The organism is Rhodococcus sp. PSBB066 (assembly GCF_017068255.1).
Classification (GTDB): Bacteria; Actinomycetota; Actinomycetes; order Mycobacteriales; family Mycobacteriaceae; genus Rhodococcus; species Rhodococcus aetherivorans.
The window spans coordinates 1914598-1937115 of the sequence record NZ_CP070859.1 but is presented as its reverse complement, the minus strand read 5'-3'; the positions used below and the strand labels follow the sequence as shown (position 1 = coordinate 1937115).

General features: G+C 69.9%; 23 protein-coding genes. 10 read left to right on the top strand and 13 right to left on the bottom strand.

Annotation, left to right across the window (positions count from 1 at the left end):
• Nucleotides 1–2: 2 nt before the first annotated feature.
• From lpdA to JYA75_RS09050, 6 genes are all read right to left on the bottom strand, one after another.
• Nucleotides 3–1403: a dihydrolipoyl dehydrogenase gene (gene lpdA, locus JYA75_RS09070; protein WP_050035887.1), complete on the bottom strand. Its 1401-nt coding sequence runs from the start codon at nucleotides 1401–1403 to the stop codon at nucleotides 3–5.
• 10 nt (nucleotides 1404–1413) lie between these two features.
• Nucleotides 1414–2964, bottom strand: a complete 1551-nt coding sequence (locus JYA75_RS09065) for a 2-oxo acid dehydrogenase subunit E2 (RefSeq protein ID WP_203329901.1) — start codon at nucleotides 2962–2964, stop codon at nucleotides 1414–1416.
• A gap of 1 nt (nucleotide 2965) precedes the next feature.
• Nucleotides 2966–3997 (bottom strand): alpha-ketoacid dehydrogenase subunit beta, encoded by a 1032-nt coding sequence (locus tag JYA75_RS09060; RefSeq protein WP_017679840.1) that lies wholly within the window; start codon nucleotides 3995–3997, stop codon nucleotides 2966–2968.
• Nucleotides 3998–4011: 14 nt separating this feature from the next.
• A complete protein-coding gene (locus JYA75_RS09055; protein ID WP_006944220.1) occupies nucleotides 4012–4977 on the bottom strand; it encodes a thiamine pyrophosphate-dependent dehydrogenase E1 component subunit alpha in 966 nt (321 codons plus the stop codon).
• Between the two features lie 401 nt (nucleotides 4978–5378).
• Nucleotides 5379–5501 carry a hypothetical protein gene (locus JYA75_RS29095; RefSeq protein ID WP_255326707.1) on the bottom strand — a complete coding sequence of 41 codons (123 nt, stop codon included), beginning with the start codon at nucleotides 5499–5501 and terminating at the stop codon, nucleotides 5379–5381.
• Nucleotides 5502–6083: 582 nt separating this feature from the next.
• On the bottom strand, nucleotides 6084–6977 hold the full coding sequence (locus JYA75_RS09050) for an IclR family transcriptional regulator (protein ID WP_043798636.1): 894 nt from the start codon (nucleotides 6975–6977) through the stop codon (nucleotides 6084–6086).
• A 247-nt stretch (nucleotides 6978–7224) separates the two neighbouring features.
• On the opposite strand from JYA75_RS09050, the gene JYA75_RS09045 reads away from it, so the two are divergent.
• Both JYA75_RS09045 and JYA75_RS09040 read left to right on the top strand, forming a co-directional pair.
• The gene (locus JYA75_RS09045; RefSeq protein WP_168580100.1) at nucleotides 7225–8124 is read left to right on the top strand and encodes a TIGR03619 family F420-dependent LLM class oxidoreductase; all 900 of its coding nucleotides are present in this window, start codon (nucleotides 7225–7227) and stop codon (nucleotides 8122–8124) included.
• Nucleotides 8121–8615, top strand: coding sequence for a nuclear transport factor 2 family protein (locus tag JYA75_RS09040; RefSeq protein WP_203329900.1), 495 nt, complete (start codon nucleotides 8121–8123; stop codon nucleotides 8613–8615). The genes JYA75_RS09045 and JYA75_RS09040 overlap by 4 nt, the downstream gene beginning before the upstream one ends.
• A gap of 66 nt (nucleotides 8616–8681) precedes the next feature.
• On the opposite strand, the gene JYA75_RS09035 is transcribed toward JYA75_RS09040, so the two are convergent.
• Nucleotides 8682–10304 (bottom strand): acyl-CoA synthetase, encoded by a 1623-nt coding sequence (locus tag JYA75_RS09035; RefSeq protein WP_050035891.1) that lies wholly within the window; start codon nucleotides 10302–10304, stop codon nucleotides 8682–8684.
• A gap of 285 nt (nucleotides 10305–10589) precedes the next feature.
• Here JYA75_RS09035 and JYA75_RS09030 point away from each other — a divergent pair, with 285 nt between their 5' ends.
• The 6 genes from JYA75_RS09030 (at nucleotide 10590) to JYA75_RS09005 (ending at nucleotide 15539) form a co-directional block, all read left to right on the top strand.
• Nucleotides 10590–11528 (top strand): 3-oxoacyl-ACP reductase, encoded by a 939-nt coding sequence (locus tag JYA75_RS09030; protein WP_050035892.1) that lies wholly within the window; start codon nucleotides 10590–10592, stop codon nucleotides 11526–11528.
• Between the two features lie 16 nt (nucleotides 11529–11544).
• On the top strand, nucleotides 11545–12297 hold the full coding sequence (locus JYA75_RS09025; RefSeq protein ID WP_050035893.1) for an SDR family NAD(P)-dependent oxidoreductase: 753 nt from the start codon (nucleotides 11545–11547) through the stop codon (nucleotides 12295–12297).
• 195 nt (nucleotides 12298–12492) lie between these two features.
• Nucleotides 12493–13632 carry a 12-oxophytodienoate reductase gene (locus JYA75_RS09020; RefSeq protein ID WP_203329899.1) on the top strand — a complete coding sequence of 380 codons (1140 nt, stop codon included), beginning with the start codon at nucleotides 12493–12495 and terminating at the stop codon, nucleotides 13630–13632.
• A gap of 44 nt (nucleotides 13633–13676) precedes the next feature.
• Nucleotides 13677–14540, top strand: a complete 864-nt coding sequence (locus JYA75_RS09015; RefSeq protein ID WP_203329898.1) for a coniferyl-aldehyde dehydrogenase — start codon at nucleotides 13677–13679, stop codon at nucleotides 14538–14540.
• Entirely contained in the window at nucleotides 14537–15001 is a 465-nt protein-coding gene (locus JYA75_RS09010; protein ID WP_203329897.1) for a nuclear transport factor 2 family protein, read from the top strand. The genes JYA75_RS09015 and JYA75_RS09010 overlap by 4 nt, the downstream gene beginning before the upstream one ends.
• 13 nt (nucleotides 15002–15014) lie before the next feature.
• A complete protein-coding gene (locus JYA75_RS09005; RefSeq protein ID WP_006931593.1) occupies nucleotides 15015–15539 on the top strand; it encodes a nuclear transport factor 2 family protein in 525 nt (174 codons plus the stop codon).
• Nucleotides 15540–15548: 9 nt separating this feature from the next.
• Here JYA75_RS09005 and JYA75_RS09000 read toward each other — a convergent pair whose 3' ends face one another.
• Nucleotides 15549–16139: a helix-turn-helix transcriptional regulator gene (locus JYA75_RS09000; RefSeq protein WP_203329896.1), complete on the bottom strand. Its 591-nt coding sequence runs from the start codon at nucleotides 16137–16139 to the stop codon at nucleotides 15549–15551.
• A gap of 49 nt (nucleotides 16140–16188) precedes the next feature.
• On the opposite strand from JYA75_RS09000, the gene JYA75_RS08995 reads away from it, so the two are divergent.
• Nucleotides 16189–17028: a class I SAM-dependent methyltransferase gene (locus JYA75_RS08995; RefSeq protein WP_203329895.1), complete on the top strand. Its 840-nt coding sequence runs from the start codon at nucleotides 16189–16191 to the stop codon at nucleotides 17026–17028.
• Here the strand turns inward: JYA75_RS08995 and JYA75_RS08990 are convergent.
• From JYA75_RS08990 to JYA75_RS08980, 3 genes are all read right to left on the bottom strand, one after another.
• Entirely contained in the window at nucleotides 17025–17945 is a 921-nt protein-coding gene (locus tag JYA75_RS08990) for a TIGR03619 family F420-dependent LLM class oxidoreductase (RefSeq protein WP_102799493.1), read from the bottom strand. The genes JYA75_RS08995 and JYA75_RS08990 overlap by 4 nt on opposite strands.
• A 30-nt stretch (nucleotides 17946–17975) precedes the next feature.
• Nucleotides 17976–18797 carry an SDR family NAD(P)-dependent oxidoreductase gene (locus JYA75_RS08985; protein ID WP_203329894.1) on the bottom strand — a complete coding sequence of 274 codons (822 nt, stop codon included), beginning with the start codon at nucleotides 18795–18797 and terminating at the stop codon, nucleotides 17976–17978.
• An 88-nt stretch (nucleotides 18798–18885) separates the two neighbouring features.
• Complete coding sequence (locus tag JYA75_RS08980; protein WP_203329893.1) at nucleotides 18886–19803, bottom strand: NAD(P)-dependent oxidoreductase; 918 nt, start codon at nucleotides 19801–19803, stop codon at nucleotides 18886–18888.
• Between the two features lie 95 nt (nucleotides 19804–19898).
• Here JYA75_RS08980 and JYA75_RS08975 point away from each other — a divergent pair, with 95 nt between their 5' ends.
• Nucleotides 19899–20540 carry a ScbR family autoregulator-binding transcription factor gene (locus JYA75_RS08975; RefSeq protein WP_006931603.1) on the top strand — a complete coding sequence of 214 codons (642 nt, stop codon included), beginning with the start codon at nucleotides 19899–19901 and terminating at the stop codon, nucleotides 20538–20540.
• A 14-nt stretch (nucleotides 20541–20554) separates the two neighbouring features.
• On the opposite strand, the gene JYA75_RS08970 is transcribed toward JYA75_RS08975, so the two are convergent.
• Nucleotides 20555–21493 (bottom strand): ScbA/BarX family gamma-butyrolactone biosynthesis protein, encoded by a 939-nt coding sequence (locus JYA75_RS08970; protein WP_203329892.1) that lies wholly within the window; start codon nucleotides 21491–21493, stop codon nucleotides 20555–20557.
• Nucleotides 21494–21862: 369 nt separating this feature from the next.
• On the bottom strand, nucleotides 21863–22177 hold the full coding sequence (locus tag JYA75_RS08965; protein ID WP_029545995.1) for a helix-turn-helix domain-containing protein: 315 nt from the start codon (nucleotides 22175–22177) through the stop codon (nucleotides 21863–21865).
• Nucleotides 22178–22518: the final 341 nt, after the last annotated feature.

Sequence of the window (22518 nt, the reverse complement as noted above, 5' to 3'; positions counted from 1 at the left end):
TGCTACATGTTGATCGGACGGCCCAGTGCGGCCAGAACCGATTCGTGCATCGCCTCCGATAGTGTCGGGTGCGCGAAGACGACCTCGGCGAGATCGTCGGCGGTCGCCTCCAGGGATCGAGCGATGCCGAATCCCTGAATCTGCTCGGTGACATCCGGGCCGACCATGTGGGCACCGAGGAGTTCGCCGCTGTCGGCGTCGAAGATCGTCTTCACGAAGCCGTCGGCTTCGCCGATCGCGCGCGCCTTTCCGGACGCCTGCAGATCGAACTGCCCGATCTGCAGGCGACGGCCGGTCGCACGCGCTCGTTCTTCGGTGAGACCGAGGCTGGCGACCTGCGGCCTCGCGTAGGTACAGCCCGGAACGTAGTCGCGGTCCAACGGCCGGACGTGATCCGCACCGGCGAGCTTGTCCACACACAGCACGGCTTCGTGGCTGGCCTTGTGGGCGAGGCAGGGTGCGCCCGCCACGTCACCGATCGCGTACACGCCGAATGCGGTAGTGCGACACCACTGGTCGGTGGTGACGAATCCGCGATCGACTTCGACACCGAGTTCCTCGAGGCCGAGACTCTCGACGTTGCCCTGGATTCCGGCCGCAACGAGAACTCTGTCCACGGTCGCTTCATCGATCGTTCCGTCGGCCGACCGGACGGCCACGGTGACGGCATCCGTGCCGACCGTCAGTTCGGACACCGAGGCGCCGGTGTGAATCCCGATGCCTCGCTTCTCGAACTGCCGCCGTACATGGCCTGCGACGGCAGCATCCTCGACCGGCATGATCTGCGGGGCCAATTCGACGAGGGTGACGTCAGTCCCGAGATCGTTGTACAGACTCGCGAATTCGACGCCGATGGCACCGGATCCGATGACCAGCAATGACTTCGGCAGCTCCGACGGGACCAAAGCATCGAAGTATGTCCAGACCCGGTCGCCGTCAGGCACGACACCGGGAACCGAACGCGGCCGGGCTCCGGTGGCCAGGATGACGTGGTCGGCCCGATACTCGGACACCGACTCGTCCGCGGCCGTCACTGCGACGACTCCCTTGTCGAGCAGCCGCGCCGACCCCCGGACGACGTCGATGCCGTTCTTCTTCATCAGGTAGCCGATGCCGTCGGACAGTCGCCCCGACACCGACCGGCTGAACTCGACGAGGCGTGCCATGTCGAATTCCACACCACTCGCACTGAACCCGAGCGGCCGAAGGTTCGCCAGCGTGTGGGCGACATCGGCACCGTGCAGCAACGCTTTGGTAGGGATGCACCCCCAGTTCAGGCAGATCCCGCCGAGCCGGTCCCGCTCGACGACGGCGGTGCGCAGACCGTGCTGCGCGGCACGGATTGCGGCGACATAGCCACCCGGCCCGCTGCCGACGACGAGGACGTCGTATTTCTCTGTCATGGTGTACCTCTCAGACCAGCATCAGCGCGGGTGACTCGACGAAACGCCGGAGTTCTCGCAGGAAGGTCGCGCCGAGCGCGCCGTCGATCACCCGGTGGTCGCACGAGAGCGTGACGGTGAGCATCGTGCGCGCAACGACCTGACCGTCGACAACGACGGGACGCTCCTGTGCGGCACCGACCGCGAGGATGGCGCCCTGCGGTGGGTTGATGATCGCGTCGAATTCCCGCACACCGAACATGCCGAGATTGGACACCGTGAAGGTGCCGCCCTGGAACTCGTCGACCGCCAGTTTCCCGGTCTTGGCCTTGGTCACCAGTGACTGCACCTCCCCGGAAATCTCGGCGAGAGTCTTGCCGTCGGCGCCGCGCACGATCGGGGTGATCAGACCCGACGGCAGTGCGACAGCCACCGAGATGTCGGCACTTGCATAGCGCAGCACCGACTGTGTCGCCTCGTCGAACTGAACGTTGACATCGGGCACCTTCCGCAGCGCTGCGGCACACGCCTTGACGACGAAATCGTTGACCGACAGCTTGACGGCCGGAACGGTTGCATTGATCTTTGCCCGCAAGGCCAGAAGATCGTCGATCTGCAGGTCCGCGGTGAGCCGGAAGTGCGGGGCGCTGCGTTTCGACTCCTGCAACCGCTGCCCGATCGCCTTGCGCATCGCGGTGAACGGAATCGTCTCGAACTCCGCCTCCGCGACGGGTTCGGGCGCTGCGACGACTTCCGGTTGCAGCCGGAACCGGCGCTCGGCCTCGCGGACGTCGGCCTCACACACCCGGCCGCGTGACCCGGTGGCCCGGCAGTCGTGCAGGTTGATCCCGAGGGATGCGGCCAGACGTCGGGCCACGGGGGTGGCCGGGACGGTGCTGTCGTCCTCGAAGGAACGTCCCGGTATACCTGACCGCGTCGGCGACGGCGGTTGTGCGACGGTTCCACCGGCCGCCCGGATCGTGTCGTGGATGTCGGCAACGGAGATCCGGCCGTCCCGGCCGGTCCCCGTCACACGGGCCAGGTCGATCGACAACTCGTCCGCCAAGCGGTGGGCGTGCGGGGTCGCGAACACGTCACCGTTCGTCCGTCCTCGCAGGGCATCGGGAACGATCGTCGCACCGGGCCGCTGACGGGACCCGGTGGTCGCCCCGGTCACCGGTACCGATTCGTGGGCCGCCGGCGCCGGCGGGCTGCTCTCGAGATCCGGCTGCGCGGGGGCGGGCTGTCCGGCCGGTGAGCGCCCGGACTCGGCCGGGGTCGGCACCTGATCCGCCCCGATGCCGGCGAGGAATTCCTCGATTTCGGCGTCGGAGACTGCAGCCTCGGCCGACACCGCCAGCACCGCACCGACCGGCAACGTCTCCCCCGGCTTGGCGACGACCCGTCGGAGCACCCCGTCGAACGGCGCCTCCAACTGGTTGGCGATCTTGCTGGTCTCGATCTCGCAGATCAGGTCGCCCTTCGAAAAGGACGCTCCCTCCTCGACCAGCCACTCCGCCACGGTGCCTTCCTCCATGGACAGGCCCCACTTCGGAACTTCGATCAATTTGATCTCACTCATGTCAGGCACTCACAACCTTGCGGACGGCGGCCTCGATCCGAGCCGCGTTCGGCAGCCACGCCTGCTCGAGGACCGGGGAGAACGGCACCGGAGTGTGCGGCGGGGTGACCAGTTCGATCGGCGCCTTCAGTGACCCGAAAGCACGCGTCGCGATCAGCGCGGCGACGTCGTGACCGAACCCGCAGCGCGCCGCGGACTCGTCGGCGATCACTACCCGGCCGGTGGACGCCACGGATTCGAGGATGCCCTCCTCGTCGAGCGGCGACACCGTGCGGGGGTCGACGACCTCGACGGAGATCCCCTCGGCGGCCAGCTTGTCCGCGGCGGTGTTGGCGGCGTTCACCATCGCCGACAGCGCGATGATCGTGACGTCCGTGCCTTCACGGGTGTAGTTGGCGACACCGAACGGGATCGTGTACGGCTCGTCCGGAACCTCGCCCTTAACGTCGTAGAGTGTCTTGTGTTCGCAGAACACGACCGGATCGTCGTCGCGAATCGACTGGATCAGCAGGCCTTTGGCGTCGTAGGCGTTCGACGGGGCGACGACCTTGAGGCCGGGAACGGCGGCGAACACGTTGTACGGTGACTGCGAGTGCTGAGCGGCGGCGGAGAATCCGGCGCCGATCATGCCCCGCACCACCAGCGGGGTACGGGCCTTGCCGCCGAACATGTACCGGAACTTCGCCGCCTGGTTGTAGAGCGCGTCGTAGCAGACTCCGAAGAAGTCCATGAACATCAACTCGGCCACCGGCCGCAGCCCGGTCAGAGCAGCGCCGGCTGCCATGCCGATGATCGCGGACTCGGTGATCGGGGTGTCGATGACACGGTCGGAACCGAACTCGGTCCACAGACCCTTCGTCACCCCCAGCACACCGCCGAACGCCTCCACCTTCCCGGACTCGAGTTCCGGATTGGTGCCGGCGTGACCACCGCGCAGGTCCTCACCGATCTGCACGACCGTCGCGTCCCGCTGCATCTCCTGTGCGAGTGCGGCCTTGATCGCTTCGCGATATGTCGTCTTCGACGTGGTCATTTTCGTTCTCTCTCTCAGTACGACACGTAGACGTCGGTCAGCAGGTTCGTCAGCGGCGGGTACTCGGCAGCTCGCGCCTTCGTGACGGCGACGTCGACCCGTTCACGAGCCTCGGCGTCGATCGCATCGAGTTCCTTCGCGGTGACCTTCTTGCCGTCGACCTTCGCGCGGAACTTCACCAGCGGATCCTGGGTCCTGCGGAGTTCGGCGACCTGGTCCGCGGTGCGGTACAGCTGGGCGTCGCCCTCGAAGTGGCCGTGCCAGCGGTGTGCCACCGCCTCGATGGTGGAGGGACCGCCTCCCCTGCGGGCTCGCTCGACCGCCTCGCGCGCTGCCTCGTGGACCTCGAAGAAGTCGGTACCGTCGACGGTGGTGGCGGGCATCCCGAACGACGCGGCCCGCCCAGCGATACTCGGTGTGCCGACCGCATAGTCGCGGCCGGTGGCCTCACCGAATCCGTTGTTCTCGATGACGAAGACGATCGGCAACTCGAGCACGACCGCCATGTTCATGGCCTCGAATACGGTGCCCTGATTGGATCCGCCGTCGCCAGTGAACGAGGCCGCGACACCGCCGTTCCCCAGGGTCTTGGCGCTCAGCGCAGCGCCGATCGCCAGCGACGGGGCACCGCCGACGATCGCGTTCGCGCCGAGCATGCCGACCGACAGGTCGGCGATGTGCATCGATCCGCCCTTGCCGTGGCACAATCCGTCGTTCTTGCCGAAGATTTCGGCCATCATCCCGTCGAGGTCACACCCCTTGGCAATGCAGTGGCCGTGCCCGCGGTGGGTGGAGCCGATGTAGTCGGTGTCGTTCAGGTTCTCGCACACACCGACTGCGATCGCTTCCTGCCCCGAGTACAGGTGGATGAACCCCGGGATGTCGCCGGTCGCGTTCTCCTCGTGCAACCGGTCCTCGAATTCGCGGATCTCCGACATCTTCCGATACGCGCTCAGTAATGCACTCTTGTTCAGCGCCATTGCTCTCCTCTACTTTCTGTCCGAGGGCCGGCCGCACAGGTTCAGGCCCCGAGCGTGACGAGACTTCGGGACGGTTCTCGTCTCACGCCGTGTAACCCAGGCCACGAATGTAGGGAGAGGGGGCGAGCCCACTCAACGTTGCAGCGGATTGCAGCCCGGACCCCGCACGAGCACTCGCGGTGGCAGCCGGGCCGAGCGCCGCACGGAACGCGCGCGGGCTGGGTACCGCGCGCCCGAGAAGCAGGCACGGACTGGCGCCGCGCGAGGAGAGCATCCGACATCCGCTCGGCGCGGGGGTTGCTCCGGGTACTCCCGTCGGCACTTCATGCGCCCTGATCCGGCGGTGTCGGTAGTAAACCGGTGAAGACCGCTGTGTGCCTGGTGAATTCAGTGGTCGGTGGTCAACCGGCGCGTAGTGCCGGCTGCAGCAGCTGCCACATCTGTTCGATCCGGACGACAGGGCCGGTGCCGTCGGCGAGCGCGACGGACACCTCCTCCACCCCGCGGATGGCAGCCGCCGTCACGAAGGCCACTTGGCTGGAATCCAGGTCGTTGCGCAGATCCTGATGTGTCCCAGCCGGGCCATCCGCTCGAACACCGGTGCAGCGGCGGCAGTGAAGTCGTCGAGCACGGCGGCCATGCGCCTGTGGTGCTCGGCCGACACAGCCTCGGCGATCGCATCCTCGGTCGGGTCGACCGCCTGCCCGCCATGCCCTCGTTGTCCCGCTGTTGCACGGGAACATCATTGGTCACCACGAGCGCCTCGGAGGGCTCGGTTGCGACCGATCGGATGCGGTGCGGAACTGAGGCGTCGAACCAGCAGGTGTCACCGATCCGCGGTAATGACACCCGCCCGTCCGAAACCGAATTCGAGTGCACCGGCACGGACAGAAGTCGACTGGGAGTGCCGCGGACCGCGGCATACCGTATCGGCTGTTCCGCCGGCGGCCGCAGCCGATCCTCGACATGTTGGGCGCCGGATCACGCGCGTCGACGGTCTGGGTGCAGTCCGCCGGGGGCGGCGCAGGACGCGCCGACGAACCACTGTCGGCGGGGCCCAGGCCGCGGTCTCGATCAGAGCTGGTGACCGCTGGCGCCGCTGGTCGCTAGAGCCACTGCCCGCTCTGGACCGACAGCAACCGGTCCATCGCGTCCGGGGACCACGTGCTCTCGGGCGGTTCGGGTGCCCTGCGGCCCCGGCGCGGGGCGCCGAGTTCCGGGTAGAGGCTGCGGGAGACCTCCCGGGCGGCATCCACCACGAGGGGCGCGACCCGCTCGAGCTGCGCGGTGCGGGCATCGCCACACAGCGAGATCGCGGCGACCGGACCGTCGTGCCCGCGCACCGCGACGGCGACGCAGGCAACGCCGCGTACGGACTCGCTGCGCTCGAACGACAGACCGCGCCGCTGCCGGATCCGGCTGAGTTCCTGGTGCAGGGTCGCAAGGTCACCGATGGTGTGCTCGGTGCGGCGGGCCAGGCGCCGCTCGTACAGGTCGTCCACGCGTTCGGGCTCGAGCCACGCGAGCATCGCCTTGCCGCCGGCAGTGGTGTACGCCGGTGCCCGGCCGCCGACCCGCGAGGGCAGCGCCGCGGCGAAGCGGCCGCCGACCTTGTCGAGGTAGACGCTCTCGGCGCCGTCGAGGACGGCGAGGTGGACCACCATGCCGGTCTGCATGTGCAGCTCGTGCAGGAGCGGCGCCGCCGACGCCCGGATCTCCCCGTGGCCGCCGTCCCCGCCGCCGAGGCCGAGCGCCCGCCGGCCGAGGCAGTAGCCGAAGGATGCGTGATCGACCCAGTTCAGCTTCACGAGCTGATCGAGGATGCGGTGCACGGTCGAGCGGGGCAGCCGGGTGCGGCAGGCCACCTCCTCCAGCGTCAGCCGCGAGGACCGGCCCTCGAACGCGTCGAGGATGAGTGTCATCCGTTCGACCATCGACGGCGGCACGTCGCGCCGCGGGGCGGAGGTAGCTGTCGGTTCCGTTGCTTCGACGACTGCCATCTGCGGCCTCCCGATACATCTGCTCCCGGGGTGGGAGCGGGAAAACTGAAATGAATTCTGAAAGTGTATCAGCTCACTCTCGCCACCAGTAGTGATCGGCGGCGCGAATCTCCCACCTGCGACCCTGACGCGCCTCGCGTCCACGATCGACCCGGATCCCGCTCATCGGAACGTCGACCGCGACGGAGCGATGCCGTCCGGTACAACGGACCGACACCCTCCCAGTCCCGGCAGCGGAGAGGCTCGCATGCGCATCGGAATCGTCAGCCCCGTCGTGGTCCAGCACCCCGGCGTGCACTCACCGTGGGAACGCGCCGCCGGCGTCGACGACCTCGTCCGGGTGGCCCGGACCGCCGACCGGCTCGGCTTCCACCATCTGACCTGCAGTGAGCACGTCGCCGTGCCGGTGGACATTGCGGACACCCGCGGAGGCACCTACTGGGACCCGCTCGCCACCCTGAGCTATCTCGCCGCCCGGACGCACCGCATCCGGCTCGCCACCCAGGTGCTCGTCCTGGGTTACCACCACCCGCTCGCGATCGCCAAACGCTACGGCACCCTCGACGTCCTCAGCGGCGGCCGGCTGACGCTCGGCCTCGGGGTGGGCAGCCTGCGCGAGGAGTTCGACCTCCTCGGCGCCCCGTTCGACGACCGGGGCGCCCGCGCCGACGACGCCCTGGCCGCGTTGCGCGCCGCGTTGTCCCGACGCCTGCCGGAGTACCACGGGTCCTATTACGAATTCCAGAACCTGCTCGTGGAGCCGCACGCCGTCCAACCCCGCGTCCCGCTGTGGATCGGGGGCCGCACGCTGCGCTCGCTGCGCCGCGCCGTCTCCCACGGCGACGGCTGGGTGCCGTTCGGTCTGCCCCTGCCCGACCTGACCGCGATGCTGGGCCGGGTGGACCTCCCGGCGGGCTTCGACGTCGTCCTCGACACCGGGGCGCCCGTCGACCCGCTGGGCGCGCGCGAGCGCACCGTCCGGTCCCTGGAACGCCGTCGCGAGGCCGGCGCCACCGTCGTGGGGGCGACCGTCGCCGCGACCGGCGTCGAACACTACTGCGAACAACTCGAGTGCCTGCGGGCACTCGGCACCGACCTGGGGCTGGACTTCGCCCCGGCCGAACCGTCCGAACAGGAGACCCGATGACCGACACCGCAGCGACCGACACCGCACAGCTCGTCCAGTCCCTCCTCGCCCGCGTCCAGCTCCTCGAGGACAAGATCGCCGTCCAGGAGATCGTCACCGCCTACGGCCCGGCCGTCGATGCCGGTGACGCCGACGCGGTGGGCGAATTGTGGACCGAGGACGCCGTCTACGACGTCGACATGCGCACCATGAACGGCCGCAGGGAGATCATGGAGATGGTGCGCACGCGGCCGCACCAGGACTACATCCACGAAGGATGCGGACACCTCCTCGACCCTGTGCACATCCGGGTCGAGGGTGACACGGCCGTGGCCACCTGCCATTCGCAGCTGCTGCGTCACGACGAGAACGGCTTCCGCGTCTGGCGCGTAACGGCCAACCGCTTCGAACTCATCAAGAACGACGGTCGGTGGCGGATCCGCAAGCGCACCGCACGGGTCCTCGACGGCCGCGACGAAGCGCGCGAGCTGCTCGCCCGAGCCGGCCGCTGACGTGCCCCGAAGACCGGGAACGGCCGGCCCCGGATGTGGGGCCGGCCGCTTCCGTGTCCGACGGCGTCAGGCGTCGACGGTCGCGTTCTCGAGCGTCGCCTTGGCCCACCGATAGTCCGCCTTCCCCGCCGGTGAGCGCATCACCTCGGGAACCGGCACGATCGTCTTCGGGATCTTGTACCCGGCAATCAGGGTCCGGCAGTGATCGGCCAGTTCCGTGACCGAGGGCGCTTCCACACCGGGACGGAACTGGACGGCCACCGAGACCCGTTCTCCCAGTAGCGGATCCGGAACTCCAGCCACCACCGCATCGAGGACGGCTGGATGGCTCTTGACGGCCTCCTCGACCTCCTCCGCGTAGACCTTCTCGCCGCCGGTGTTGATGCACGCCGAGCCGCGGCCGAGTACCACGATCGAGCCGTCCGGCTCCACGGTGGCCAGGTCGCCGAGCAGGCACATGCGCACGCCGTCGCGCTCGGGGAACGTCGCCGCGGACTTGTCCGGGTCGTTGTAGTAGCCGAGGGGAACGTGGCCGATGCGCGCGAGGTAGCCGATGGTCTCCGAGCCGGGCTCGACCTCGGCCAGATCCGTATCGACCACCCGTAGCGTCGGCGACGGGGAGATCCGGGCACGGCCGTCCGAACCGACGTCGAGGGTGCCGGTCGCGCCTGCCTCCGACGAGCCGAACGAGTTGCGCAGGTAGACGTTCGGCAGCAGCTCCGCCAGTTGCGCGCGCACACTCGCCGACCACAGCGCCCCGCCGGAACCGATGACCAGCAGCGAACTCAGGTCGAACTCCTTGCCGCGTGCGGCCACTGCGTCGGCCAGCGGCCGGCTGATGGCGTCGCCGACCACCATCACGATCGCGATCCGGTGCCGTTCGATCAGGCGTAGCGCCTCCACCGGCTCGAACGACCGCATCAGCACCTGCTTCGCACCCGTGAACAACCCCATCAGCACCGAATACATCGCAGCCCCGTGCATGAGCGGTGCCGTGACGAGATAGGACATCGGGTGCTCGTTTGCCGCGGCGGCCGCGGCGAGATCGGCAGGGCTGCGGTGCGGTTCGCCGTACGGGTTGCCGCCGGCCAGCGCCGCGAAGTAGAAGTCCTCGTGCCGCCACATCACGCCCTTGGGCATGCCCGTCGTGCCGCCGGTGTAGAGGATGTACCGGTCGTCGCCGCTGCGCTCACCGAAATCCCTCTCCGCCGAGGCGCTCTCCGCCGCCTCCGCATACCGCACCACGGTCGCACCCGCACCTGCCGCAGCCTGTTCGAGCGCCGCCGTCTCCGCGCTTCCGACGACGACGATGTGCCGCAGCCGTGAGGTGTGCGGCACGGCCTGCGCCGCGACGTCGGCGAACTCGTCGTCGAGCACGAGTGCCACGAGGTCCGCATCGGTGTAGAGGTGCACGAGCTCGGCACCCACGTAGCGGAAGTTGATGTTCACGGGTACTGCGCGAATCTTCAAACAGCCCAACATGACCTCGAGGAATTCGAGGCTGTTGCGCATGTGCAGGCCCACATGATCACCTGCGGTCACTCCGACGGCCGCGAGGTAATGCGCGACCCGGTTGGCGCGGGCGTCGAACTCGGCGTACGTCCGGGACTCGTCCCCGCAGCTCAGGGCCGTCCGGTCGGGTATCGCATCGACGACGGCCTCGGTGAGGTCGGCCAGGTTCAGAGACATCGCGGGTCCTTCCGGAGTTCGTGGGTGGGCGAGGACGCGCACGCCCACGCGATCGTCGCGTGTGTGCCGCGGATCACAGCAGATTCAGTAGAACATATTCCTATTCCTGGATCAACGGCCGGATAGCGACGAACGAGGAGCCAGGCCCCCAGCCTGGCTGCAGGATTCGAGGACCGCCTCCCACCCGAGGGACCGCGGTCCGAGAACACCCTTGTGCAAGCAATAGAATGAATACTAGTTTTCAGTCATCGTTCTGCATACCCGCACGGACACAAGGAGCCCACCATGACCCAGAACCTGACCCTCGACGGCCGCGCCGCCGTCGTCACCGGAGCAGGCGCCGGCCTCGGCCGTGCCGAAGCCCTCGCCCTCGCCGACGCCGGGGCCGCCGTCGTCGTCAACGACATGGGTGCCGCCGCCCACGACGTCGTCGACGAGATCCGCGCCGTCGGGGGCCGCGCCGTCGCCGTCACCGGCGACGTCTCGGACTGGGCGCTCGGTGAGGAACTCGTCCGCACCGCGGTCACCGAGTTCGGCTCGATGGACATCCTGGTCAACAACGCCGGCATCCTGCGCGACAAGATGATCTTCAACCTGTCCGAGTCGGACTGGGACGACGTGATCCGGGTACACCTCAAGGGCCACGCTGCGACGTCGCGCGCCGCGGCCGTGCACTGGCGGCAGGCTTCGAAGGACGCAAACGGCCCGGTCTACGGCCGCGTCATCAACACCTCCTCCGAGGCGTTCCTGTTCGGCTCGGCCGGGCAGCCCAACTACTCGGCCGCCAAGGCCGGCATCACCGCCCTGACCCTCTCGACCGCCCAGGGCCTGTCGCGGTACGGGGTGCGAGCCAATGCCATCTGCCCCCGCGCCCGCACGGCCATGACGGCGGACGCGTTCGGCGAGAACAACACCGGTGCGTCGGGCCTGGACCCGCTCGCGCCCGAGCGAGTGGCCACCCTGGTCCGGTACCTCGCCTCCGCCGTCTCCGACGAGGTCAACGGCCAGGTCTTCGTCGTGTACGGCAAGATGGTCGCGCTCATGGAAGCACCCAAGGTCGAGCATCGTTTCGACGCCGCCGGTTCCGCGTTCACCGTCGAGGAACTCGGCGGACAGCTGTCGTCCTACTTCTCCGGTCGCGGACCGTACGAGACGTACTCGGCCTACAGTGTGGCCGAACTGGAGAAGGTCGCGCTGGCCACCGGTGAGACCGTCGGCGCCTGAGCGGAAGGACACGGTCGTGAAACTGAGCGGAAAAACCGCCGTCGTGACCGGCGGCGCGGGCGGGATCGGGCGCGCCGTCACCCGGGTGTTCGTCCGCGAGGGCGCCCGCGTGCTGTTCGTCGACGTCGACGACGAGCGCGGCCACGCCCTCGAGACCGAACTCGTCGACTCCGGCGGCGCGGCGAAGTTCCTGCAGGCCGACATCTCCCGGCGCGAGAGCGCGGAGCGGATCCGGGACGCCGCCGTGGCGGCGTTCGGAGGCATCGACGTCCTGGTCAACAACGCGCACGCGTCCCGCCAGGCCCCGCTGCTCGAGCACACCGCGGAGATGTTCGAGCTGTCGTTCGGCACGGGCTTCTACCCCACCGTGCACCTCATGCAGGCCTGCCACCCGCAGTTGAAGCAGGCCCGCGGGTCCGTCGTCAACTTCGGCTCCGGATCCGCCCTCGACGGCATGCCGACGCAGACGTCGTACGCGGCGGCGAAGGAGGCGATCCGGGCGGTGAGCCGCGTGGCCGCGAACGAGTGGGCGGCCGACGGCATCCGCGTCAACGTCGTGTGCCCGTTCGCCGCCACAGAAGGTGTGCTCGCCTGGCAGCAGGCGTTCCCCGACCGGGCGGCCGCCGCGGCGGCGAAGGTGCCGTTGCAGCGGATCGGCGATCCCGAGACGGACATCGCCCCGGTGGTCGTGTTCCTCGCGTCCGACGATTCGAGGTACATGACGGGCCAGACGCTGATGGCCGACGGCGGCAGCATCAAGTTGCGCTGACGCGGCCGGGGACGCCGGCCCGTTCCTCGATCGCACTGAGTGGGACACCGGGTCGCCGCCGGCCGGACCGCATGGGAATGTGAGCCGCACGGGCCCGCCGGCCGGTGTCGTACCCGGCCGGCGGGCCACTTCCAGACCGTCCCGCCGAGAGGCGGGAGATTCCATACCGTCCTGCCGAGAGAGGTTTTCGACCGCATGGCTTCCTCCTCCCCGCTGTTCCGCCCGCTCCGCGTGCGTTCGCTCGAACTGGCGAACCGCATCGTCATGTCACCCATGACGCGGTCGTACTCGATCGACGGCGTGCCGGGCGACGATGTCGCCGCCTACTACCGCCGGCGGGCCGAGGGCGGGACCGGCCTGATCGCCACCGAGGGGGTGGCCGTCGATCATCCGACGGCCGTGGACAATCCGCGGGTACCCCGCATGCACGGCGCGGCTGCGCTGGCGGGCTGGCGCCGGGTCGTGGACGAGGTGCACGCAGCCGGCGGGCGGATCGTCCCGCAGTTGTGGCACGTCGGGCCGCTGTGGGGTGCGATGAGCGCCGTGGACCCCGCACTGAAGCCCATGCGCCCCTCGGGCAGCTGGGGCACCCCGGGGGTCACCTCGTATTCCGCCGACTACGTCGCGCGGGCGTCGCGCCCGACGGAGGCGATGACCGAGCAGGACATCGCCGACGTGATCTCCGCCTATGCGCGCGCGGCGGCCGCCGCGGCGGAGGTCGGCTTCGACGGGATCGCGCTGCACGGCGGGCACGGCTACCTGCTGGACTCGTTCCTGTGGGAGGGCACCAACACCCGCACCGACGCCTGGGGCGGCGACCTCGAGCGCCGCACCCGGTTTCCCGCTGCGGTGGTCGAGGCCGTGCGCGCCGAGATCGGCGACGACCTGCCCATCGTGTTCCGTTTCTCGCAGCACAAGCAGCAGAACTACACCGCCCGCATCGCCGAGACGCCCGACGAGCTGAAGGTGATCCTCGGTGCTCTCGTCGAGGCCGGGGTCGACATCCTCGATGCGAGCATCCGGCGCTTCGACACGCCCGCCTTCGAGGGCAGCGACCTCTCGCTCGCCGGCTGGGCGAAGCAGCTGACCGGGGTCACGACGATGGCCGTCGGCAGCGTCGGCATCGGCAAGTCGCTGCGGGAGAGCCGGATCAGCGGCTCGGCACCGGTCGACGACAACATCCCCGAGCTCGAACGGCGTCTCGGCAGCGGGGAGTTCGACCTGATCGCCGTCGGCCGGCTGCACCTGGCCGATCCGGCGCTGGCGACCACCCTGCGCGCCGGGGGACCGCTGCCCGCATTCGACCGCGAGATCCACGAAGCGTCGCTGACCTAGCGCCCGGCACGGGCGGGTACGCGGCGGTGACGACAGGAGGCCCCATGGAATCCTCGTTCCCCGAGCAGCTTTCCACTGTACTCGATCGGCAGCGCCGTGCGCCCGCGACCGCGCCGGCCACCGATCCCGCGCACCGCGTCCGGACCGTCCGCGCGATGATCGACGTGCTCGTGCGGCACCACAAGCCGCTGACCGAGGCGGTCCACGCGGACTTCGACGGTGTGCTGCCGTCGCACGTGGTCATGGACGACATCGTCACCTCCCTGACGGCGCTGCACCGCGTCCGGGAGTCCCTGGAAGGCTGGGGCACCGCCGCCCGTCCCACCTACCGGATCCCCGGACCGTCCGGAGCGCTGTGGCACTGCGGCCCCCACCACGACGCCGGGACGGTGGCCATCCTCGGAACCCGCACCGCTCCCCTGTTCTCGCTGCTGGGGCCGTGGGTCAGCGCGGTCGGCACCGGGCACCGTGCCGTCCTGATGCCGGCGCAGGGCCTGCCGCGCACCGTGCGTGTCCTCTCCGAGGCCGCCGAGTCCATGCTCGACCCCACGGACATCGCGGTGATGATCGGCGTCGGCGAACACGACGATGCGATCACCGCCGACCGGTTCGACCACGTGGTGATCACCGGCGAGCGCGCACCCGCCGGCGCCGGGACGGCGACCGTGCTGCGTCCCGGCGCCGCGCGATCGGTGACACCGCACCGCCGCACGTTCGCCGACGCGCTCGCCGCGACGTATGCCGCGCTGCTCCCCGCCGTCACCGAGAACGCCGGCCTGGTCGTGACCGTCACCGACCATCCGGGCACCTGCCCCGTCCTGCGCTTCACCCGCCCCGGCGCGGCGCCGTCCGGTCAGCGGGACGAGGGACGCGCGCCGGCCGGCGGGCGATGGAGAATGCCGGCATGAGCAGCCCCGTCGAGGACCGCCTCGCCCTCGCGGACGTCGTCGCACGGTATGCCCGCGCCGTCGACCGGCGCGATCCGGCCGTGCTGCGCTCGCTGTTCGCCGACGACGCCGAGTTCGTGCAGCCGCCGGGACTGGTCCGTCGCGGGCACGACCCGGTGCTCACCGGAGCAGGGCCGATCGCCGAGGGGGTGCTCGCCGCGGTCGCGCACCTGCACTCCACCCGGCACGTCCTCGGCCAGCATGTGATCGACTTCGACGGCGACCGGGCCCGGGGCGAGCTGTATTGCGAGGCGCACCACGTGTACCCGAGCGGCGACGGATACCGGGACTACACGGTGTCCGTCCGCTACCGGGACGAGTACCGCCGAGTGCCGGACGGGTGGCGCATCGCGCGCCGGGAACTGGTCGTCGACCTCACCGCCGACCGCGAGGTGCGGCTGCACCGATCCGCTACCGAGTGAAGGGAAAGCCCTTGTGACGCATACGGAACCGGCCCTGACGCTGACCGCCGCGGAACAACTGCTGGCCGTCGAGGAGATCAAGCGGCTCTTCGCCGCGCGGCTTCGCGTGATGGACACCAAGCAATGGGACCTGTATCCCACGCTGCACACCGAGGACGTCGTGAGCGAGACATGGGGCGGCCTGCCCGAGGACACCCAGCCGCGGACCGGTGATCGCGCCAACCGGGTGGTGGGCCGGGAACCGCTGCGGCGCGCGATCGAGAACCTGCTCGACGGAGGCACGCCGGTCACCAGCGCGCACCACGGTCACACACCCGAGATCACGCTCACCTCCGACACCACGGCCACCGGGATCTGGGCGATGGAGGACCAACTGTGGTGGACGAACGGAGCGGTCGAGGAGCACCTGCACGGCTGGGGCCACTACCACGAGGAGTACCGGAGGGTCGACGGCGTGTGGCTGATCAGCTACCGCGCGCTCACCCGGCTGCGGCAGGTGCACACGCCCGGGTTCTTCGACTTTCTGAAACCGCTGTAGCCGCCGGCGTCACGGCCGCGACGTGCCGTGCTCACCGTGGAGGTGGGCACGCTCGCCGTCGTGGTCGAAGATCGTGAGAATCTCCACCGGACCGTCGTGGGCACCGATCACGTGCGGGACCATCGTCGAGAACGCGGCGGCCTCGCCGGTCCGCACGAGCACGGTCCGCTCGCCCAGCTGCAGTCGGGCCGTGCCGGAGAGCACGGTGAACCACTCCCGGCCCGGATGCACCTTCGCCGCACCGGTTCCGGTGGACCGGTCGGGGGTGATACGCATCTTCGCCACCGTCACGCCGTGCATGGCACGTTCCCGGGACAGCAGCCACGTGGTCACCCCGGGCATGTGCTCGGGCTGCGGCCGGATCACCACGTCCTCGTCCTCGGCGGATTCGACGAGCTGATCGAGCGTGGTGCCCAGGGCCCGGGCAATCGGCACCAGTTGATCCAGAGCGATCCGACGGTTGCCGGTCTCGATGCGGCTCAGCGTCGACGGGCTGAGCCGGCAGCGGGCCGCCAGCGAATCGAGCGACCAGCCACGGGCCAGTCGCAGGCCGCGGATGCGTCGGCGGATCACGGCGTCCAGATCGAGATCTTGCGTCATACGCAAGATGGTATGCCCTTCACGCATCGAAGTCGCTACCGTGGCAGCCATGACGCACGATCATCAGCCCCCCGGCAGCCGGCACGCACACCACGACCCGGGGCTGGCAGAACTACTGGACCTGGACGCGGAGGTACTGGGCTCGTACCTGGACGAGGTGACCGCGTGGGCCGAGCTGCACGCCCCGCAGGGGCCGCGCACGATCGTCGACGTCGGCGCCGGAACGGGCACGGGCAGCCTGGCGCTCGGGCGCCGCTTCCCCGCCGCCGAGATCGTCGCGGTCGACAGGTCGGCGTCGATGCTCGCACGCGTCCGCGCCGCCGCGGCCGAGAACGGCACGGCCGAGCGGCTCCGGGTCGTGCTCGCCGACCTGGATGCCGCCTGGCCCTCGATCGGTACGGTCGATGTCGCGTGGGCGGCCTCGTCGCTGCACGAGGTCGCCGACCCGGACAGGGTGCTGCGCGACCTCCACGCCGCACTGAATCCCGGTGGCCTGCTGGTGGTCGTCGAGATGGACGAGCTGCCCCGGTTCCTGCCCGACGACGTCGGGCGGAGCAGGCCGGGCCTGGAGCGGCGCTGCCATGAGGCCCTGGCGCGCGCGGGCTGGAACGCGCACCCGGACTGGCGGACCCACCTGGAGCGGGCCGGTTTCGAGGTCACCGCCCAGCGCAGCTTCACCGTGGCGGCGGCGCCGGCACCACCGAGCGCGGCCCGCTACGCACACGCCTACCTGTCCCGCATCCGCGCCGCGCTCGACGGCCGGCTGGCCACCGACGATCTCGAGACCCTCGACGCTCTGCTGGCGCCCGACAGCCCCGACGGTCTGCTGCACCGCGGCGACCTGACGGTCCGTGGCAGCCGCACCGCGTGGGCGGCCCGCCGCCGCTAGAGGGCCGCCTCCCGCAGCACCGTGACGAGCGTCGCGAGCCGGTCCGCGGCCCGGTCCGGATCGGGATGCACCAGGGTCAGCGGCACCATCACGTCGGTGACACCCACGGCGAGAAGCTCCTTCACCGCCTGCGCCGTCGCGGGCACGGCGATCTCGCCGGCCGAGTCGTGGACCACCTGCAGCCGTCCGCGGATCTGCAGGACGTCGGGATCGCGGCCGTCCCGCTCGAGCGCGCCGCGGAGCAGATCGCGGCCCCGGCGCAGCTCGTCCGGGCCGGCACCCATGATGGGAATCCACCCGTCGCCCCACCGGGCGAGCCGGCGGATCACCGGCTTCGACAACGACCCCGAGACCCAGACCGGGATGCGACGGCCGCCGGGACGCGGCGCACAGTACACGTCGGTGAACGCCACGCTCGGGCGCTGCACCGAGGCCGGGGCGTGCTCCCACAGCGCCCGGCAGGCGGCGAGCGTGTCGTCGAGCAGCGGGCCACGATCGGCGAAGCTCAGTCCCGCGGCCTCGTATTCCTTCTCCTGCCAGCCTGTTCCGACCCCGAGGTCGAGCCGCCCTCCCGACATGTGGTCCAGGGTGGCCGCGGTCTTGGCGAGCACGGCGGCGCCCCGCAGCGCCGCGATGATCACGCCGGTGCCGAGGCGAATCGTGCGGGTCCGGCCGGCGATCACCGCGAGCACGGTCATGGGTTCGAGCCACATCGCATCGGGTTCGGTGGCGAACGGTCCCCACGCGTAACCGGAGGTGTCGGCTCCCATCACGACATGGTCGGTGACGTTCACGCGGTCCACGCCGCATTCCTCGGCCCGGACCGCGACGTCCACGAGGTGGGCGAAGTTGTCGCGGGCCAGCACGTCGCCGAAATTGGGGAGATTGACGCTCAGCGTCGGGGGGAGGAAGTTCACGCGAAAACCCTTCGGGTGTAGAGGATCCGGTCAGGGCAACAGGGGACGATTGGTCCACGAGCCGTCGGCGCGCGGGAACCAGCCGCCGGCCGCGAGGCTGCCACCGTCGACGTGAACGGTGGACCCCGTGACGTAGCGGGAGAGGTCGGAGGCGAGGAACAGGGCCGGTCCGGCGACGTCCTCGGGGCGGCCCGGGCCGCCCAGCGGCGCCCACCCCGGCCAGCGGTGCCGGTCCGCCTCCGGCACGAGCCGCTCGTACGGCACCTGCGGCGTCGCGATCAGGTCGGGGGCGATCGCGTTCACCCGGATGCCGTGCCGGCCGACCTCGACCGCGAGACTGCGGGTGAAGTGCCGCAGCCCGGCCTTGTACGTGCCGTACACGACGTGCCCGGGAATGCCGCGGTGCGCCTCGACCGTGGTGACGTTGACGACGGAGCCGCCCCGGCCGCGGTCGATCATGCCCGGAAGGACGGCGCGGGTCATCCGCAGGGCGTGGTCGAGATTGGCGCGGGCCAGGGCCTCCCATTCGGATTCGTCGGCCTCCGCGAAGGGCGTCGACGGGCGGAGGAAGTCACCGACGTTGTTGACGAGTACGTCCGGGGCATGGCTCGCGGCCTCCGTCGCGACGGCCGGGTCCGCGGCGTCGCCGACGATCGGCACCACGCCGGGAATTCCGGCGGCCAGCCGCTCGGCCGCCCCACGATCGGTGTCGACGAGGACGACGCGGGCACCGTGCTCGGCGAACAGCCGGACGACGGCCGCGCCGATGCCGTTCGCCCCTCCGGTGACGATCGCCGTTCTTCCGGACAGCAAGGGATGCGACATATTACTCGAAGCCGGAACGGTGGTCACCGTCGCGACGGTAGCTGCCGCGCCCCGAGGCGCCCCGGTCGTTCCCGGTGGCCGGGAACGAGACCGAGCCCGCGCGCAGGGAGGGCCCCTACGGACCGAAGGCAGAGGGCGGCACTCGCAGCCCGGTCTCCCGCCAGATGCGCGTCGCGTCGTAGTAGTGGTCGTGGCCGGCGAGATCTATGTGCCGCTCGGTCAGTCCCCGCTCCGGCGCGACGGCCACGGCCTCGTCGTACCCGAGACTGGTGCGGGGCAGGTCGAATCCGGCGCCGCGCGCGAAGGCCGACGCGAGGGCCCGCACACTCACCGGATCCGGGTGGGCGGCGTGCAGGACCTCGCCGCCGGAGCCGGGGCGGGTGCCGCGGACCGCGAGTGCCGCGATCAGGCGGCCGAGATCACCGACCGAGATCACCGACAGCAGGGGGCGGCCGTCCTCGACCCAGGCGCCGAGGCGAGTGAGGATCTGCGCGATGCCGGGCACGAACCAGCGGTCTCCGGGCCCGTAGACGAAGGCGGCCCGCACCACGGTGCCGCCGTAATCACGCACGGCCAGTTCGGCCGCGAGCCGGCTCTCGCTGAGCACCGAGACCGGATTCGGCACGACGGCATCCTCGTCCACACCGCGGTGCGGGCCGGGACCGTAGACCCCGATCGTGCTGACGTAGATCACGTGCGGCCGGTGCTGCCGGACCGCCGCGGCCAGGAGGTTCCCGGTCCCGGCACGGTTCACCGCGTCGCACGTCTGCGGGTCCGATCCGGTGTAGGAGGCGGCGTGCACGATCACGTCGGCGGCGGCGACCACGGCGTCCAGGGACGACGGTTCGGTCAGGTCCGCCGCGGCCGTCCGCGTCGCGGCGGGTGGCAGCTCGTCCGGCCGTCGCGCGACGGCCGTGCAGGGCACGCCGGACGCCGTGAGCGCCGCGAGCACGGCGCCCCCGACGAAGCCGGTGGCGCCGATCAGCGCGATTCGCAGGGGTTGCGACGAACCTTCGTCGCGGCGGCGGTCCATTACTGTGGGTACCATTCGGCCGGGTGGGGGAAACCCGATGGGGTTCGTCACGATGCACCTCGTCGGAACACAGGGTGGGAACGGAGTGAGGACGGATGGCTCAGCAAGCGCGAGCGGTGGCGACCAGGCAGCAGATCGTTCTCGGCGCGGCCGAGAACTTCGAACGGTCGGGCTACGAGGGCGCGAGCCTCGGCGCGATCGTCGAGAGCTCGGGCATCACCAAGGGCGCCCTCTACTTCCACTTCCGGTCGAAGGACGAACTCGCCCAAGTCGTCATCGAGGAGCAGCATCGCATCTCGATCGCCGCGGTCGAGGCCATCGCGGGCCTCGACATTTCCGCACTCGAGCAGATCGTGATGCTCTCGCACGAGATGGCGCGGCAGATGATCGACGAGCCGATCGTGCGGGCCGGCATCCGCCTGACGCTCGAACTCAGCGCCACCGACGGTCCCACCGGCCCGTACCTGGACTGGATCGCCGCCTGCGAGAAGCTCACCGAGCAGGCGATCGCCCAGGGCGACATCCTCGACACGATCGACGCGGCCATGCTGGCCCGGTTCGTGATCTCCGCCTACAACGGCGTCCAGCTCGTGTCCAACGTCCTCACCCACCGGCAGGATCTCGAACAGCGCCTCGACGAGATGTGGATCCTGTTGCTGCCCGCCGTAATGCCCGCAGACCGCCACGGTGAGATCCCGCGGATCCGTCGGGCCCGCTGGACGCCGCCCGCCGACTGAACGCCACGCGGCGGTCAGCATCGTGACCGATCCGGTGCGAGCCGCACCGTGCCGGTCGCCAGCGCCTCGCCCCACTGCTCGACCGAGGTCCGCACGGTCCACGGATCGTGCGGATCGATCCGCGCCACCACGTTCGCCCGCTCGTCCAGTTCGACGAACCGGTGGTAGGCGGCCTCGATGAGGTCGACGTCGGCGTGCGGGCGGCCGCATGCGGCGCGGGCGCTCTGCCGGAACGCCTCGAGGACGAGCATGCCGGGAACGTGATCGCTGGGGTGGTCGAACAGGACCGGATGACGATCGTCGACCCGCAGGCGCCAGCGGTTCTCGGCGTACTGCGGACCGAGCACGACGTCCAGTGACCGGGACTGCCCGACGACGGCGGGGGGAATCGCCGGGGGGCAGACGGGATCCCCGATCGTGCGCGGGCCGGTGCCGTTCCAGCGCAGCCGCTGGTAGTCGTCCGGGGTGAGGACGTTCGCCACTCCCTGTCCGGTGCCCACCTGCCGTCCGCCGACGACGAACACCACCGTCAGATCGAACTGGGACAGCAGCCCGCCGCGGTACACCGGGTCCTCCAGGCAGGCGTCCAGCACGACCTCCGCGGCGCCGGTACCGATGGCGAGCGCGTGCACCGCCGCGTCCACCCGCAGGGTCTGCATGACGAAAGGATGACCGAGGGGAACGCGATATTGCGTGTGCCCCAGGTAGATCGCCGTCTGGCGCAGGGTCTCGGCGATCAGCATGGTGTCGTATCGGCCGGTTTCGGTCCGGTAGAAGCCGTGCAGCCGTGGCCACTGCGCGCCCAGCAGGAATCGATGGTCGGCGCCGACGGACGTGCAGTCCGTCAGGAACACCTCCGACACCGATTGCCGGTGGACGTACCGTCTGGGCACCGTCGACTCGAAACCGAGGACGGGACTGTTCCGAGGCACTGCGTCCGCATCCACGGTCATTGTCGCTTCTTTCATTGCAAACCGGCCGGACTGCTTTTATCGAGGGACTATAGACGACCCGGACGAATCGGGGCACGCCCGTGTCCAGTGACTGGATCGGACGCCAGGAACGGCTTTCGTCCCCTGTCGGTCGCTCAGATGAATTCTTCGAATCCAACAAACCGATCGACCGGTTTATGGTAAGGTGTCAAGCAGTCGGGAAACAAATGAAACAAATGAACAGGGTCGGCCGTCGAGCACGCGGAGGGGTGTTCGCGCGGCAGGCCCGAGGTCACAGCACCTCCGCGCCGCCGGGACTATACGAGGGGTAGCCCCTGCGGCGCGGAGGCGTGTCTGCGTTCACATCGCCGCCACCCGAAACCGGGTGCCTCACTTGCTCGGAATGCGACTTCGCGCTTCGGCGAGCTGATCCTCGAGGTAGACGATCCGGCACGCCGCGTCCACCGCGGTGCCGCTGTCGACCAGTTCCCGCACCCGCGCGACGAGCCGGAGCTGGTTCCGGGAGTAGCGGCGGTGACCGCCCCCGGAACGGTGCGGCACCACGAGGCCCGTGTCGTCCAGACTGCGGAGAAAGGCAGGAGTGACCCCGAGCGCCGCAGCGGCGCGACCCATGCTGAAGGCGGGGTAGTCGTCGTTGTCGAGTTCGTTGGTGACCGCGGGAGCGCGGTCGGGTGTGGGATCCACGTGCCCTTCGTTGCTACGAGAGGGAACCCCGGCACATGGGGCACCGGGGTTCGTGACGGTTATGACAGTGCCGGCCTCGACCGGCACGAGGAAATGACATACACGAGTTCGCAATCCCGATGGATACGCATCACCAGCCTCTCGCTCTGCTCTCCGGTGGCGACGTGGTCGGCCTCCGCAGAGTCCGCCCGTCGCGTCGTCGGGGTGGAGCCGCAGAACCGAGTGCGGCTCCGCCCCCTCTGCAACTTCCCCGGCAACCCGTCGGCTGCCCCTCTTCCGGATCCTTCGCGTTGACGTCCTCGATGTTATCGGCCTCGATGCCGAAAGTCTACTGTTGCGAC

What these genes read in the sequence shown, in the direction of transcription:
- JYA75_RS09040 (WP_203329900.1), top strand. Translation starts at nt 8,121, where the DNA reads ATGACCGACACCGCAGCGACCGACACCGCACAGCTCGTCCAGTCCCTC.
- JYA75_RS09010 (WP_203329897.1), top strand. Translation starts at nt 14,537, where the DNA reads ATGAGCAGCCCCGTCGAGGACCGCCTCGCCCTCGCGGACGTCGTCGCA.
- JYA75_RS09015 (WP_203329898.1), top strand. Translation starts at nt 13,677, where the DNA reads ATGGAATCCTCGTTCCCCGAGCAGCTTTCCACTGTACTCGATCGGCAG.
- JYA75_RS09020 (WP_203329899.1), top strand. Translation starts at nt 12,493, where the DNA reads ATGGCTTCCTCCTCCCCGCTGTTCCGCCCGCTCCGCGTGCGTTCGCTC.
- JYA75_RS08995 (WP_203329895.1), top strand. Translation starts at nt 16,189, where the DNA reads ATGACGCACGATCATCAGCCCCCCGGCAGCCGGCACGCACACCACGAC.
- JYA75_RS09045 (WP_168580100.1), top strand. Translation starts at nt 7,225, where the DNA reads ATGCGCATCGGAATCGTCAGCCCCGTCGTGGTCCAGCACCCCGGCGTG.
- lpdA (WP_050035887.1), bottom strand. Translation starts at nt 1,403, where the DNA reads ATGACAGAGAAATACGACGTCCTCGTCGTCGGCAGCGGGCCGGGTGGC.
- JYA75_RS09035 (WP_050035891.1), bottom strand. Translation starts at nt 10,304, where the DNA reads ATGTCTCTGAACCTGGCCGACCTCACCGAGGCCGTCGTCGATGCGATA.
- JYA75_RS09000 (WP_203329896.1), bottom strand. Translation starts at nt 16,139, where the DNA reads ATGACGCAAGATCTCGATCTGGACGCCGTGATCCGCCGACGCATCCGC.
- JYA75_RS08980 (WP_203329893.1), bottom strand. Translation starts at nt 19,803, where the DNA reads ATGGACCGCCGCCGCGACGAAGGTTCGTCGCAACCCCTGCGAATCGCG.
- JYA75_RS08975 (WP_006931603.1), top strand. Translation starts at nt 19,899, where the DNA reads ATGGCTCAGCAAGCGCGAGCGGTGGCGACCAGGCAGCAGATCGTTCTC.
- JYA75_RS09060 (WP_017679840.1), bottom strand. Translation starts at nt 3,997, where the DNA reads ATGACCACGTCGAAGACGACATATCGCGAAGCGATCAAGGCCGCACTC.
- JYA75_RS09065 (WP_203329901.1), bottom strand. Translation starts at nt 2,964, where the DNA reads ATGAGTGAGATCAAATTGATCGAAGTTCCGAAGTGGGGCCTGTCCATG.
- JYA75_RS08970 (WP_203329892.1), bottom strand. Translation starts at nt 21,493, where the DNA reads ATGACCGTGGATGCGGACGCAGTGCCTCGGAACAGTCCCGTCCTCGGT.
- JYA75_RS09050 (WP_043798636.1), bottom strand. Translation starts at nt 6,977, where the DNA reads ATGGCAGTCGTCGAAGCAACGGAACCGACAGCTACCTCCGCCCCGCGG.
- JYA75_RS09030 (WP_050035892.1), top strand. Translation starts at nt 10,590, where the DNA reads ATGACCCAGAACCTGACCCTCGACGGCCGCGCCGCCGTCGTCACCGGA.
- JYA75_RS09055 (WP_006944220.1), bottom strand. Translation starts at nt 4,977, where the DNA reads ATGGCGCTGAACAAGAGTGCATTACTGAGCGCGTATCGGAAGATGTCG.